This window comes from Halomonas sp. B23F22_3 (assembly GCF_043496965.1).
Lineage (GTDB): Bacteria > Pseudomonadota > Gammaproteobacteria > Pseudomonadales > Halomonadaceae > Halomonas.
The window spans coordinates 344,698-357,481 of the sequence record NZ_JBIEKG010000003.1; the positions used below are offsets into that span (position 1 = coordinate 344,698).

10 protein-coding genes are annotated in these 12,784 nt (G+C 67.9%); 4 read left to right on the forward strand and 6 right to left on the reverse strand.

What is annotated here, in order from left to right; translation table 11 throughout:
• Nucleotides 1-10: 10 nt before the first annotated feature.
• From fliJ to fliF, 5 genes are read right to left on the reverse strand one after another with little or no spacing between them, the layout of a single operon-like run.
• Nucleotides 11-472, reverse strand: a complete 462-nt coding sequence (gene fliJ, locus ACGTNG_RS08050) for a flagellar export protein FliJ (RefSeq protein WP_394576492.1) — start codon at nucleotides 470-472, stop codon at nucleotides 11-13.
• A complete protein-coding gene (gene fliI / locus ACGTNG_RS08055) occupies nucleotides 469-1,860 on the reverse strand; it encodes a flagellar protein export ATPase FliI (RefSeq protein ID WP_394576493.1) in 1,392 nt (463 codons plus the stop codon). The genes fliJ and fliI overlap by 4 nt, the downstream gene beginning before the upstream one ends.
• On the reverse strand, nucleotides 1,857-2,612 hold the full coding sequence (locus tag ACGTNG_RS08060) for a flagellar assembly protein FliH (protein ID WP_394576494.1): 756 nt from the start codon (nucleotides 2,610-2,612) through the stop codon (nucleotides 1,857-1,859). Before ACGTNG_RS08060 ends, fliI begins: the two co-directional genes overlap by 4 nt.
• Nucleotides 2,605-3,609 carry a flagellar motor switch protein FliG gene (fliG, locus tag ACGTNG_RS08065; protein WP_394576495.1) on the reverse strand — a complete coding sequence of 335 codons (1,005 nt, stop codon included), beginning with the start codon at nucleotides 3,607-3,609 and terminating at the stop codon, nucleotides 2,605-2,607. The genes ACGTNG_RS08060 and fliG overlap by 8 nt, the downstream gene beginning before the upstream one ends.
• Nucleotides 3,602-5,326 carry a flagellar basal-body MS-ring/collar protein FliF gene (gene fliF, locus ACGTNG_RS08070; protein WP_394576496.1) on the reverse strand — a complete coding sequence of 575 codons (1,725 nt, stop codon included), beginning with the start codon at nucleotides 5,324-5,326 and terminating at the stop codon, nucleotides 3,602-3,604. Before fliF ends, fliG begins: the two co-directional genes overlap by 8 nt.
• A gap of 252 nt (nucleotides 5,327-5,578) precedes the next feature.
• Here fliF and fliE point away from each other — a divergent pair, with 252 nt between their 5' ends.
• Entirely contained in the window at nucleotides 5,579-5,908 is a 330-nt protein-coding gene (fliE, locus tag ACGTNG_RS08075; protein WP_394576497.1) for a flagellar hook-basal body complex protein FliE, read from the forward strand.
• On the opposite strand, the gene ACGTNG_RS08080 is transcribed toward fliE, so the two are convergent.
• Nucleotides 5,909-6,274: a flagellar protein FlaG gene (locus ACGTNG_RS08080; RefSeq protein ID WP_394576498.1), complete on the reverse strand. Its 366-nt coding sequence runs from the start codon at nucleotides 6,272-6,274 to the stop codon at nucleotides 5,909-5,911.
• Between the two features lie 483 nt (nucleotides 6,275-6,757).
• On the opposite strand from ACGTNG_RS08080, the gene ACGTNG_RS08085 reads away from it, so the two are divergent.
• The 3 genes from ACGTNG_RS08085 (at nucleotide 6,758) to ACGTNG_RS08095 (ending at nucleotide 12,679) form a co-directional block, all read left to right on the forward strand.
• Nucleotides 6,758-8,110: a sensor domain-containing diguanylate cyclase gene (locus tag ACGTNG_RS08085; RefSeq protein WP_394576499.1), complete on the forward strand. Its 1,353-nt coding sequence runs from the start codon at nucleotides 6,758-6,760 to the stop codon at nucleotides 8,108-8,110.
• A 60-nt stretch (nucleotides 8,111-8,170) separates the two neighbouring features.
• A complete protein-coding gene (locus ACGTNG_RS08090) occupies nucleotides 8,171-9,985 on the forward strand; it encodes a putative bifunctional diguanylate cyclase/phosphodiesterase (RefSeq protein WP_394576500.1) in 1,815 nt (604 codons plus the stop codon).
• A gap of 186 nt (nucleotides 9,986-10,171) precedes the next feature.
• The gene (locus ACGTNG_RS08095; protein ID WP_394576501.1) at nucleotides 10,172-12,679 is read left to right on the forward strand and encodes an EAL domain-containing protein; all 2,508 of its coding nucleotides are present in this window, start codon (nucleotides 10,172-10,174) and stop codon (nucleotides 12,677-12,679) included.
• Nucleotides 12,680-12,784: the final 105 nt, after the last annotated feature.

Below are 12,784 nucleotides of genomic sequence, written 5' to 3' on the forward strand. Positions count from 1 at the left end.
CCTTGTCGGCTCAGTGCTCGAAGTGGGACGAGCGCTGGCGGACCAGTCGGTTGTTGACCAGGTCATCACTGACGTGCTGTTCCCGGCGTTGTTCGTCGCGGCGCCTGACCGCCTCCCGGCGCTCGGCCAGGGTGTCGTAGGAGGAGAGGCGCTGCTGCTGTTGCTGCCAGTGCTGGCGGGTGCGTTCGACGCGCTGCTGCTGGGCGGCCAGGGCCTGGCGGGCGCGCGCCAGGGCGTCGTCCAGCGAGGCGAGGAACTGCTGGTAGTTGCGCATGGTGGCCGGGTCGATGCCGTCGCGCATGGCCGCGTTCAGCTTGTCGGCGTACTCCTGGCGATAGCGGTGCAGCGCTGTCAGCTGCTCGCTGACCTGGCTCGCGGTGCGCTGCTCGCCGGCCAGGTTCTGGCCGGCCTGGTCCCGAGCCTCCCGGGCGAGCTCGACGAGGGTGTCGAGCGAAGTGCGATCACGGCTCATGACGATCCTCCGAGGACGCCGGCCAGGGCCTGGCGGGCGTTGTCCATGCTGCTGTTCTCCTCGATGCGCTGCTGCAGGAAGCCCTCGAGCTGGGGATAGCGCCGCACCGCCTCGTCGAGCTGCGGGTCGTTGCCCGGGTGGTAGGCGCCGACGCTGATCAGGTCGCGGTTGCGCTGGTAGCGCGAGAAGAGCCCCTTGAACTGCTGGGCCTGGCGCTGCTGAGACGTATCGACGACGGCGGTCATCACGCGGCTGATGGAGGCCTCGATGTCGATCGCCGGGTAGTGGCCCGCCTCCGCCAGGGTGCGCGACAGCACGATGTGGCCGTCGAGGATGGCGCGGGCCGAGTCGGCAATGGGGTCCTGCTGGTCATCGCCCTCGGTGAGCACGGTATAGAAGGCGGTGATCGAGCCGCCGCCGCGCTCGGCGTTGCCGGCGCGCTCGACCAGGCTCGGCAGCTTGGCGAAGACCGAGGGCGGGTAGCCCTTGGTCGCCGGCGGCTCGCCCACGGCCAGGGCGATCTCGCGCTGGGCCATGGCGTAGCGGGTCAGGGAGTCCATGATCAGCAGCACGTTGCGCCCCTGATCGCGAAAGCCCTCGGCCAGCCGCGTGGCGTAGGAGGCGCCCTGCAGGCGCTGCAGCGGCGAGGTGTCGGCGGGGGCCGCCACCACCACCGCGCGGCGCAGCCCCTCCTCGCCGAGGATGTTGTCGATAAAATCCTGGACCTCGCGGCCCCGCTCGCCGATCAGGCCGACGACGATCACGTCGGCGCGGGTATAGCGGGCCATCATGCCGAGCAGCACCGACTTGCCGACCCCGGAGCCGGCGAAGAGCCCCATGCGCTGGCCGCGGCCGACGCTGAGCAGGGCGTTGATGGCGCGGATGCCGACGTCGATCTGCTCCTCGATGGGCGCGCGGGCCAGCGGGTTCAGCGGCGGCGTGGCGAGCGGGGCGCGGGGCGCCTCGGAAAGCGGCGCCAGGCCGTCCAGGGGCGTGCCGTTGCCGTCGACCACGCGGCCGAGCAGGGATTCGCCGAGGGGGAAGCGCCGGGCGCTGCCCTGGGCCCCGTCGGCCAGCGCGAAGACCCGGGCACCGGGCATCAGGCCCGAGATCTCGGCCAGCGGCATCAGGTAGAGCCGGTCGCCGGAGAACCCCACCACCTCGGCCTCGGCGAAGCGACGCGCCTCGCCCTGGCCGGCCGGCAGCTCGATGCGACAGGCGTTGCCCAACGCCACCTGCAGGCCGACCACCTCGATCACCAGGCCGGTGGCCCGCACCACCCGGCCGCTGGCGCGACTGGGCGGCAGCGGCGCCACCCGGTCGCGCACCCCGCGAAGGGCGCGCTGCCAGTGGGCCTGATGCGCATTGGCGGACAGCGACTCGGTCACTGCTTGTCGTCCTCCGATGTCTTGGCGGCGGGCCGCCGATGACGGACCTGGGCCTTCACGGCCTGCCAGCGGCTCTCCCAGGTGGCATCGAGCTCGCCGTTGGCGCTGGTGACCCGGCAGCCACCGCGGCTCAGCTGGTCGTCCGGCTGCAGCGTCCAGCCGGCCGCCGAGAGCTCCTCGCCCAGGTGCGTCTTCACCAGCTTGTGATCGAGCGGGTGCAGCCAGAGGCGCTGCTGGCCGACCAGGGGCGGCTCGGTGTGCAGCAGCGCGCGGACGAGTTCGAGCACCTGGCGGGGGCGCGACTTGAGAGCCTCGCCGGCGAGCTGATGCCCGGCGGCGAGCGCCAGGTCGACCAGGTCCTCGGCGACGCGCTCGTCGAGCGTCTCGAGGGCCTCGCCGAAGGCGCCGGCGAGCTCGGCCAGCGGGGTGAGCGTCTCGGCGAGGCGCGCCTCCAGCTCCTCTTTCGCCTGCTGGCGTCCCTCCTCGAGCCCCTGGGCCAGCCCCTCGGCATGGCCCTGTTCGCGGCCGGTCGCGAGACCCTCCTCATGGGCCTCGCGACGCACCCGCTCGCGCAGCGCCTCGAGCTCGGCCTGGCGGCGCAGGGCGTCGCGCCGCGCGGCGGACTGCTGCGTTTCCTCGACGTTCTCGGATTCGCCCGGCGCCTGGCGCGGCGGGGCCTGCAGCTCGCCCATCTGCCAGCGCCGCCAGGGGGAGCGGCCCTCGTCCCGGTTCGGGGCGTCGGTCTCAGACATAGGTGTCGTCTCCGCCGCTCAGCACGATCTCGCCGCCGTCGGCGAGGCGTCGCACCACCTGCAGGATGGTCTTCTGCTCGGTCTCCACCTGGGAGACGCGGATCGGGCCGCGGGCCTCCATGTCCTCGCGCATGAGATCGGCGGCGCGCTGGGACATGTTGCGCATGAACTTGTCCATGAGCGCCTCCGGCGCCCCCTTGAGGGCCACCACCAGCGAGTTGGTATCGATCTCCTTGAGGATCATCTGGATGCTGCGGTCGTCCAGGTCGATGAGGTTCTCGAACAGGAACATCTCGTCGATGATCTTCTGGGCCAGGTCCTCGCTGTGGGAGCGCACCGTCTCGATGGCGGCCTCTTCCTGGTTGGAGTTCATCAGGTTGAGGATCTCCGCCGCGGTGCGGGCGCCGCCCATCTTGCTGCGCTTGAGGTTCTGGCCGTCGAGCATGTTGGTCAGTACCTCGGTGAGCTCCTGCAGGGCGGCGGGCTGCACGCCGCTGAAGGTCGCGATGCGCAGCACCACGTCGTTGCGCAGCTTGTCGTCGAAGAGCGCCATCACGTCCGCCGCCTGGTGACGGTCCAGGTGGATCAGCACGGTGGCGATGATCTGCGGGTGCTCGTCGCGGATCAGCTCCGCCACCATCGAGGCTTCCATCAGGTTGAGGGCGTCGATGCCGGAGCCCGAGCCGCTGGTCTCCAGCACGTCCTCGATCAGGCTGGAGGCGCGGTCGCTGCCCAGTGCCTTGGTCAGCACCGAGCGGATGTGCTCGCTGGAGTTGAGGTTGAGCGCGATGAACTCCTCGGTCTCGTCGCTGAAGGCCTTCAGCACCTGGCGCATCTCCTCGTGGGAGACCTGATCCAGGCGCGCCATCTCCGTACTGATCTGCTGGATCTCGGAGGGGGAGAGGTACTTGAACACCTCGGCCGCGCTGTCCTCGTCCAGGGCCAGCAGCAGGATCGCGCTGCGACGCGCGCCGCTCATTTCCTGAAGTTTACTCATGCTTGTTCATCCAGCCGCGAACGATCATCGCCACCATGCGCGGGTCCTCCTCGGCCATCTCGCGAAGGTCCTTGAGGTTGTCCTCGTAGGCCGAGGCCTTGCGGGTGCGTCGCGGCTTGTCGTAGGTGGTGTCGTCTTCCTGTCCCTCGGCGGGCGTGCGTTCCTCGTCTCCCTCGCCGACCCGGGCCTGGAAGGTGGAGGTGGGCGACGTGACGGCCGGCTGAGGTGCCTGGCTGGCACGCTTGATCAGCGGACGCAGGATCAGCAGGTAGAGCAGCAGGATCGCCAGGCCCACCAGCAGGTAGCGGCCCAGGGTCAGCGCGAGCTGCTGGACATCGGGCTGCTGCCACCAGTCGAGGGGCTCGATCTCCGGGTCGGTCTGCGTGAAGGGGCTGTTGACCACGGCGATCTCGTCGCCGCGGGCCTGGGAGAAGCCCATCGCCTGGCGCACCAGGCGCTCGATCTGATCGATCTCGACCTCGCTGAGCGGGGTCGGCTGCATCACGCCCTGTTCGTCCGGGGTCGCGCGGTAGTTGACCACGACGGCGGCCGACAGCCGCTCCACCTGGCCACGGCGGTGCTGGACATGGGAGATCTGGCGATCGACCTCGTAGTTGATCACGTCGTCGCGGTTGAGGTTGCGGGTCGCCGGGGGCTCCGCGCCGGCCTGCTCGCCCTCGGCGTCCGCGTTCTCTTCGCCCTCGGGCGGATTCGCCACCGGGGAGGGCGCGGTGCCGGGAGGCGTGTTGCTCAGCGCGCCGGGGATGCCGCCGGCCAGGTCGTCATTGCCGCTGTAGTTGACGCTGCTCTGGCGGCTGCGCACGGTGGCCTCATTGGGCGGCTGGTTGGGCGCGTAGCGCTCCGAGGTCTCTTCCCGGCGGGAGAAGTCCACCTGGGCGGTGACCTGCGCCTTGACGTTCTCGTTGCCGAGAATCGGCGCCAGGATCGACTCGATGCGCCGCTGGTAGGAGCGCTCCACCTCGGCAATGTACTCGAGCTGGGTGCCGTCCATCCCCAGGCCGTTGCTCTCGGGGGCGGTCAGCAGGCGGCCGTCCTGGTCGACCACGGTCACCGCCTCGGCGGCCAGGTCCGGCACGCTGCTGGAGACCATGTGCACGATAGAGTTGATCTGTCCCTCGCCGAGCACGCGCCCGGGATGCAGGGTCAGCACCACCGAGGCCTTGGCCGGCTGGCGGTCGCGCACGAACACCGAGTCCTTGGCCAGGGCCAGGTGCACGCGGGCGCCATTGACCGGCCCCAGCGACTCCATGGAGCGCGACAGTTCGCCCTCCAGGCCGCGCTGGTAGTTGATCTGTTCGGCGAACTGGCTGATGCCGAAGGCCTGGTTCTCCATCAGCTCGAAGCCGACGTTGCCGCCCTTGGGCAATCCCTGTTCGGCCAGCTGCAGGCGCAGGGTATGCACCCGATCGGCGGGCACCAGCAGCGCCTGGCCGCCCTGGCTGAAGCGGTAGGGCACGCCGCGGGTATCCAGCTCGTTGATGATGCTGCCGCCGTCCGACTGGCTGAGGTTGCTGTAGAGCACGCGGTAGTCGGGGCTACGCGCCCACATCAGCAGCGCGATCACGATCGCGATCGAGGCGGCGCCCGCGATCAGCAGGAAGACCAAGGGGTTGCCACGCAGCTGATCCTTCAGGCGCGCGAAACCCGCCGCGCCCTGGCCGGCCTGTGGGTTGGTGGCGGAGGCGCCACTGCTCATGCAGGCCTCCCGGAGCGGCGGGAGGCGTTGGCGAAGTTCGTCAAGGCAGAAGACATCGAGTGCTGTCCGTCCATCGCGGTTGATCGCCCCTGGAATGGGCGGAATTCTGATGGCGGCCATTATCCGCCCCCCCTGTCACCCTAAAGGCCAGAAAAGCCCCGTTTTTATGAGGCAATTGGCGGCTTGGGTGCGGGACGCGGGCTGGTAGCCTGCCTGTCCTATTCCCGTGTCCTACAGGCCAAGGTGGTTGTGATGAGCGCGCCCGCGATCGAGTCGGTTCTCTCCCAGATGCAGTCGTTGTCCAGCCAGGCGGCGTCGCAGCCCTCCAGCGGCCAGCGTGTCGATACCCAGGTGGGTGGCGGCGGTTTCACCGGCGAGCTGCAGTCGGCCATCCACCGCATCAACGAGCTCAAGCTAGAGGCCGGCGCCCAGGCCGAGGCCTTCCAAGCCGGCACGCCGGGCGTGGAACTCAACGACGTGATGGTCGACATGCAGAAGGCGAGCGTGGCGACCGAGATGGGCATCCAGGTTCGTAACCGCCTGGTCACGGCCTACAAGGACGTCATGAACATGCAGGTGTGATCACGCCTCCAGGTGGATCAATCGCCCCTGCGCCTCCTCCAGGCGTTCGGCGATGCGCAGCACCTCCTCCGCCGGGATCTGGCGGATCAGCTCGCCGCTCTCGCGATCGACGATGCGGGTCACGAGGCGTGACGTCGCCTCGCTCAGCTCGAACTCCACGCCGTAGGGGCGCATCACCTCGTTGATGCGCTGGATCGGCGCGACCAGCCGATCCCGGCCGATCGTCGCCATGCCTCCCGCTGCGCCTTGAGCCATCGCCCCGTCCGGAGGGGGCAGGTTGCCGAGCAGGCTCTCCAGCCGTTGGTGGGCCGTCAGCGGGGATGAGGCCTGAGGTGTCGCAGTGATCTCGGTGAGGGGTGGCGTCATGACCGGTGCCCTTTTATTGTTCGATCTTGATGGGGGTGTCGGCATCATGGCGCGATGGCATTTCATGACGCTTCAACCTTGTTATCGGCCATGACGTGTGATGGCTTTAACGGGTGACGTTCTCTCGCAGCCCGTGTCGGGATGTCGCATGATCTCTCCCGCTTGGCTTCTCTCGATGAGCGGGCACGTTTGATACCCAAAGGGAATCGCTTTGTTCAGCACAAATTGATATACATCAATGAAAGCTCAATGTGAGGCATTCGGTAACACTTGGCCCAATAGCTTGCACTACCCTCGTTTGCATTAATAACAACGGGCGCTCGCGCGGGCGCATCATAAGAATCGGACATCGTTAGGGCATCGCGTGGCCCACGCCACCTCCGGCCTCTCTAGCCGGCCATCCGTCATACCCCACGGCCACAGGCGAACCAGCCGCCGGGATGAAAGGGTGGGGCGTGTCCATAGGGAAAAGGAAGTTGTTCAATGACCGAAGCTCGGGTCGGCACCATGGCGGAGGTGGAAAGCATCCTGGGTCCTGCCTGGGATGATATCGCCTTGCTGCGAAAGCGGTTCGGCCAGCTTTATATCGCCGTTGAGCAGAGCCCGGCGGCCACGGCGATCACCGATTTGAAGGGGCGCATCGAGTTCGTCAACCAGCGTTTCCTGGACGTGACCGGATACTCGCGCGAGGAGCTGATCGGCCAGACGCCGGCGGTGATCCAGTCCGGCGAGACGCCCGGCGAGGTCTATCGTGACCTCTGGCAGACGCTGCGAGCCGGTCGCGTGTGGCAGGGGGAGCTGCTCAATCGGCGCAAGAACGGGGAGCTCTACTGGGAGGCCGAGGTGATCACGCCGGTACGCAATGACGAGGGCGAGATCGTCAATTTCGTGGCGGTCAAGGAGGACATCACCGAGCGCAAGCGCCAGGAGAACGAGCTGAAACTGATGGCGACCGCCTTCGAGACCGGACAGGCGACGTTGATCACCGATGCCGAGATGTATATCGAGCGTGCCAACCAGGCGTTCACCAACATCACCGGCTATCGGGAGCACGAGGTGCTCGGCAAGACGCCACGCATCTTCAAGTCCGGGCGACACTCCTCCGACTTCTATGCCGAACTCTGGGAGACCCTGCTCAGCACCGGGCACTGGCAGGGCGAGATCTGGAACCGCAACAAGTACGGCGACATCTATCCCCTTTGGCAATCCATCACGGCGGTATGCGACGACGCCGGCCGGATTCGCCACTTCGTGTCCGTGTTTCACAACATTGCCGAGCGCAAGCGCATGGAGGACGAGCTGGAGCGGCAGGCGACCCTCGATCACCTCACCGGGGCCTACAATCGCCGCGCCTTCGATACGGCCCTTCGTCAGGCCATCTTCCAGGCCGAACTCAGCGATGAGAGCTTCTCGCTGCTGATCTTCGACATCGATCACTTCAAGCACGTCAACGACCGGCACGGCCATGACACGGGCGATGCCATCCTCAAGCAGTTGGCCAATCGCGTGGCTGGCAATCTCAGGAGCACCGATATCCTCTCGCGGTGGGGAGGCGAGGAGTTCACCATCCTGTTGCCCGATACCCGGCTGCGGGGAACCCGCACCTTCGCCGAGCGCCTGCGCGGCCAGATTGCCGAGTCCCGCCTGCATGGCCTGAGCATCACCATCAGCATGGGGATCACCGAGTACCGGCCGGGCGATGATATGGACAGCATGCTGGCGCGAGCCGATGAGGCGCTCTACCGGGCCAAGTCGGCGGGCCGCAACTGCGTGGTGGCCGATGAGCGTGTAGTAGCTGGGGAGTGTGTGGCGGCCGAAGAGACGGTACGACACTAGCGGCCCGAGCGGAGGGCCGAGACGACATCTCAGGGGGCGAAGCAGGGAGGCGATGACAGAATGAGCAGGGAGCGTCAGTCACGCCTGGGGCGTGCAAAAAAACAAGAGATCTCCTGCACCTGCGGGCAGCCCCATGGGGTCACATCCCCCGGCGCCCTCGCCGCCGGCGTCTTCGATCATGTCGCCGAGGCGATCCTCATCACCGATGCCGAGCATGCCATCCTCGAGGTGAATCCGGCCTTCAGCGCGCTGACCGGCCTGACCCGCGAGGCGGTACTCGGTCAATCGCCGCGAGGGCTTCTCCTCCCCGGAGCGCCCTCGGCCGGGATCGAGGGGCTGTGGCGAGAGGTGGACCTCAACGGCCACGGCAAGGCCGAGATCTCCTACCGCCATCGTGACGGGCACGCCTGTCCGGCGGTGCTCTCCATCAGCCGGGTGCGCGACGCGCAGGGCAACATCTCTCATCACGTCATGATGCTCTCCGACCTGGCCGCCTTGGCCTCCTCCGGCCGGCGGGCCGGCCGTCAGGTCTACTTCGATGCCTTGACGGGCCTGCCGAACCTTCAGCTGCTGACGCAGCTCATCCAGGAGTCCCTGCAGCATGCCGCCCGCCACGGCAGCCACCTGGCGGTGTGCTCGCTCGACATCGATCACTTCAAGCGAATCAACGATCACCACGGGCAGGAGGTCGGTGACCTGCTGATCGCCGCCTTCGCCCAGCGCATCAGCTACCTGCTGCACGGCGACGATATCCTGGCCCGCGTCGGCGGCGACGAGTTCGTGCTGCTGCTGCATCAGGGCGCCGACGACGACACCCTGGACCAGCTGCTGGCGGCCATCCGCCGCCCGCTCTTTCTCAAGGGGCGGTGCGTGCAGGTCACGGCGAGCCTCGGCGTGACGCTCTATCCCCAGGACGACGAGGATGGCGACGTCCTGCTGCGCCACGCCACCCAGGCGATGCATCGTGCCAAGCAGCAGGGTCGCGACACCTATCATGTCTTCGATACCGGCCTCGATCGTCAGATCCAGGCGCGAGAGGCGTATCGACAGCGCTTCGCCGTAGCCCTGGCGCAGGGCGAGCTGACGCTGCACTACCAGCCACAGGTGGACATGTTCGGCGGTGACGTAATCGGCGCCGAGGCTCTGGTGCGCTGGCAGCATCCGGAACGGGGCATGCTCGCGCCCGGGTGCTTCCTGCCGGTCATCGAGGGCACGGCGCTCGAGATCGAGCTCGGCGAGTGGGTGATCGAGGCCGCGCTGAGGCAGCTGCGGACGTGGCGAGCGGAGGGCCTCGAGCTGGCGGTGCACGTCAATATCAGTCCCGCGCATCTGCTCAGTGGCCGATTCGCCGAGCGGCTGGAGTGGCTGTTGAACCGCTTCCCCGAGGTGCCCTCCAGGCTGCTCAAGCTGGAGGTGCTGGAGAGTGCCGCCATGCACGACATGCAGGCGGCCCTGACGGTCATGCGCGAGTGTCAGGCGCTGGGCGTCGACTTCGCCATCGACGACTTCGGCACGGGTTACTCCTCCCTGACGCACCTGCGTCAGCTGCCGGTGGACCTGATCAAGATCGATCAGAGCTTCGTGCGCGACATGCTCACCGATCCCGACGACATGGCCATCGTCGAGAGCGTCATCTTCATGGCCAATCGCTTCCGCCGGCCGATGCTTGCCGAAGGCGTCGAGACCCTGGAGCACGCCCGGGCCCTGCTGGCATTGGGCTGTGCCCGCGTGCAGGGCTACGGCATCGCCCGACCGATGCCGGCCGAGCGCTTCCCCGGCTGGCTGAGGGAGTGGCCGAGCCGGCACGAATGGTCGGCCCTGGCCATGCATCTGACCGGGTCGTCGGGCTCGCGTCCGTCGCTCGAGACGAAATGATCGTCCGGGAACCGGTGCCCCGGTTGACCGGGCGTCGATACCGTCGATGCATTGATCAACATCAAGATACCGGCGCAGCTTGCGCTTTTGAATTGTGACCAAGACGTTTAAATTACATTACTTTTTCTTGATGTTTTCCGGGCGTGCTCTCGGCACGTTGTCCCCCTGGAGCGAAAGCGAGACCTCATGACGCAAGAGCTCCCCGTCGAGCGCATTATGAACACCGGCCTGCTGACCTGCGCGCCGGAGACGCCACTGTGCGAGGCCGCGGCTCGCATGGCCGAACGGCGTGTCAGCGCGATGTTGGTGGTGCGCGACGCCCTGGCGGTCGGCATTTGGACCGAACACGATAGCCTGTTCGTCGACTTCACCGACCCCGAGGCCGTCAGGCTGCCCATCGAACGCGTGATGAGCCAGCCCGTGGCCACGATCCATCTGACCACCCCGGTCGGTGAGGCCGCCCTGCGCTTCAGCGCCGAGCGGCGGCGCCACCTGCTGGTGGTGGACGACGCCGGCCGCCCGCAAGGCATCCTCTCCCAGACCGACATGGCCCTCAACCAGGGCCTGGAGCCCTACCTGCGCCTGCGTGAGGTGGGGGGCGCGATGCGTAAGCGCCCCCTGCTGCTGGCGGGTGAGCTGTCGTTGAACGAAGCCGCGCGGCGCATGCGCCGCCATGGCTGCGACGCCGCCGTGGTGACCTGTCGTGACGGTGAGCTCGGCATCCTCACCGAGCGCGACCTGGTGCGCTTCGTCGCCCGTCATCCGGGGGCCACCGCCGTGGGGGAGCTCGCCAGCCGGCCGCTGCTGACGATCGGCGTCGAGGAGGCGCTGATCCACGCCCGGGATCTGTTGATCGACCGGCGCGTGCGCCACCTGGGCGTGCTCGACGGCGAGGGAGAGGTCGTCGGCCTGCTGGGGTTCCAGGACCTGCTGGCCGGCGCCGAGCACCTCTACCTGGAGGATCTGCGCGAGGCCCTGGAACAGCGCGACCAGGCGCTGTCCCAGTCGCGACGCCATCTGCAGCTCGCGGAGCGCGTGATCGACTCCTCACTGGAGGGCATCATCATCACCGATGCCGAGACCCGCATCGAGTTCGTCAATCCCGCCTTCACGCATCTGACCGGCTACAGCCTGGAGGAGGCGGCGGGGCGCACCCCGGCGCTGCTCTCCTCGGGGCGCCACGATGCCGATTTCTATGGCGAGATGTGGGAGACCCTGCAGGAGCATGGCTACTGGCGCGGCGAGATCTGGAACCGGCGCAAGAGCGGCCAGCTCTACCTGGAGATGCTGACCATCACCGCGATCCGCAATGACCAGGGCGAGGTCAGCAACTACGCGGCGCTGTTCAGCGACATCACCCACGTCCGCGAGAACGAGGAGCAGGTGCGTCGCCTGGCCTACTACGATCCGCTGACCCGGCTCCCCAACCGACGCCTGCTGGAGGACCGCCTGGAGCTGGCGATCCGCCACGCCCGCCGCCAGCAGCAGCGCCTGGCAGTGATCTTCCTCGATCTCGATCACTTCAAGCAGGTCAACGACGCCCTGGGCCATGCGATGGGCGATGAGCTGCTGCTCAAGGTCTCCCAGCGGGTGCGCGCCCAGCTGCGCGAGGACGACACCCTGGCCCGCCAGGGGGGCGACGAGTTCATCGTATTGCTCAACGAGATCGAGGAGGTCGAGGAGGTCACCCGGGTGGCGCGCCGGCTCGTCGAATCGGTGAGCTCCCCCTTCGAGGTGGGCGGGCAGGTGTTCCGGGTCGGCTGCAGCCTCGGCATCAGTCTCTATCCGGACGACGGCGACCAGGTCGAGACCCTGGTACGCCAGGCCGATGCCGCCATGTACCGCGCCAAGCAGGAGGGCCGCAATACCTACCGGCTGTTCCGTGCCGAGATGCATCGCCAGGATCGCGGCCGCCTCGAGCTGGAGACCGCGCTGCGCAACACCGCCGAGACCGGCGAGGGGCTCGGGGTGCACTACCAGCCGCTCTTCGATCGCGACAGCGGCGAGGTGCATGGCGCCGAGGCGCTGCTGCGCTGGCATCACCCGACGCTGGGCCATGTATCGCCCGGCGATTTCATTCCCCTCGCCGAGCGCTCGGGGCTGATCCTGCCGCTGGGGGAGCGGCTGATGCATCTGGTGGCCGCCCAGCAGCGCGACTGGCTGGCCGCCGGCCTTGCGCCGCCGCGGGTCGCCGTCAACCTGTCGGCGCGCCAGTTCTGGCAGAGCGATCTGGTCGCCCAGGTGCGTGAGCTTCATGCCGCCTATGAGCTGCCGCCGGGCCAGCTCGGCTTCGAGCTCACCGAGAGCATCCTGCTCGACAAGCATCAGGAGGCGATCCACACCCTGGCGGGGTTGCGGGAACTGGGGTGTCGCATCGCCATCGATGACTTCGGTACCGGCTACTCGTCTTTGAGCTACCTGCAGGAGCTGCCGGTGACCACCCTCAAGATCGACCGCAGCTTCATCCAGAAGCTCGGCGAGAGCCGCGGCAGCTCGGCCATCGTCGCCGCGGTGACGGGCCTGGCCAAGGAGCTCGGCCTGCGCGTGGTGGCCGAGGGGGTGGAGACCGAGGCGCAGCTACAGGCGCTCTCCCGCTACCACATCAACCTGATCCAGGGGTTTCTCACCGGCCGCCCGGTCGAGGCCGCCACCTTCGCCGAGCGCTACCTGGTGCGCAACGGCGCGCCGGCCTGAGCGGCCAGGCCGGCGCGGGCACCTCGCCATCGGAATGTCATAAATCGCTGATATAAACCGGGTCAGGCCGCCCGCCGGCCGCACGACCCTCAGCGACAGGACCTC

Excerpts from the sequence above, each read along its gene's own strand:
- fliJ (WP_394576492.1), bottom strand. The coding sequence starts at position 472 with ATGAGCCGTGATCGCACTTCGCTCGACACCCTCGTCGAGCTCGCCCGG.
- ACGTNG_RS08060 (WP_394576494.1), bottom strand. The coding sequence starts at position 2,612 with ATGTCTGAGACCGACGCCCCGAACCGGGACGAGGGCCGCTCCCCCTGG.
- fliG (WP_394576495.1), bottom strand. The coding sequence starts at position 3,609 with ATGAGTAAACTTCAGGAAATGAGCGGCGCGCGTCGCAGCGCGATCCTG.
- fliF (WP_394576496.1), bottom strand. The coding sequence starts at position 5,326 with ATGAGCAGTGGCGCCTCCGCCACCAACCCACAGGCCGGCCAGGGCGCG.
- fliE (WP_394576497.1), top strand. The coding sequence starts at position 5,579 with ATGAGCGCGCCCGCGATCGAGTCGGTTCTCTCCCAGATGCAGTCGTTG.
- ACGTNG_RS08080 (WP_394576498.1), bottom strand. The coding sequence starts at position 6,274 with ATGACGCCACCCCTCACCGAGATCACTGCGACACCTCAGGCCTCATCC.
- ACGTNG_RS08085 (WP_394576499.1), top strand. The coding sequence starts at position 6,758 with ATGACCGAAGCTCGGGTCGGCACCATGGCGGAGGTGGAAAGCATCCTG.
- ACGTNG_RS08090 (WP_394576500.1), top strand. The coding sequence starts at position 8,171 with ATGAGCAGGGAGCGTCAGTCACGCCTGGGGCGTGCAAAAAAACAAGAG.
- ACGTNG_RS08095 (WP_394576501.1), top strand. The coding sequence starts at position 10,172 with ATGACGCAAGAGCTCCCCGTCGAGCGCATTATGAACACCGGCCTGCTG.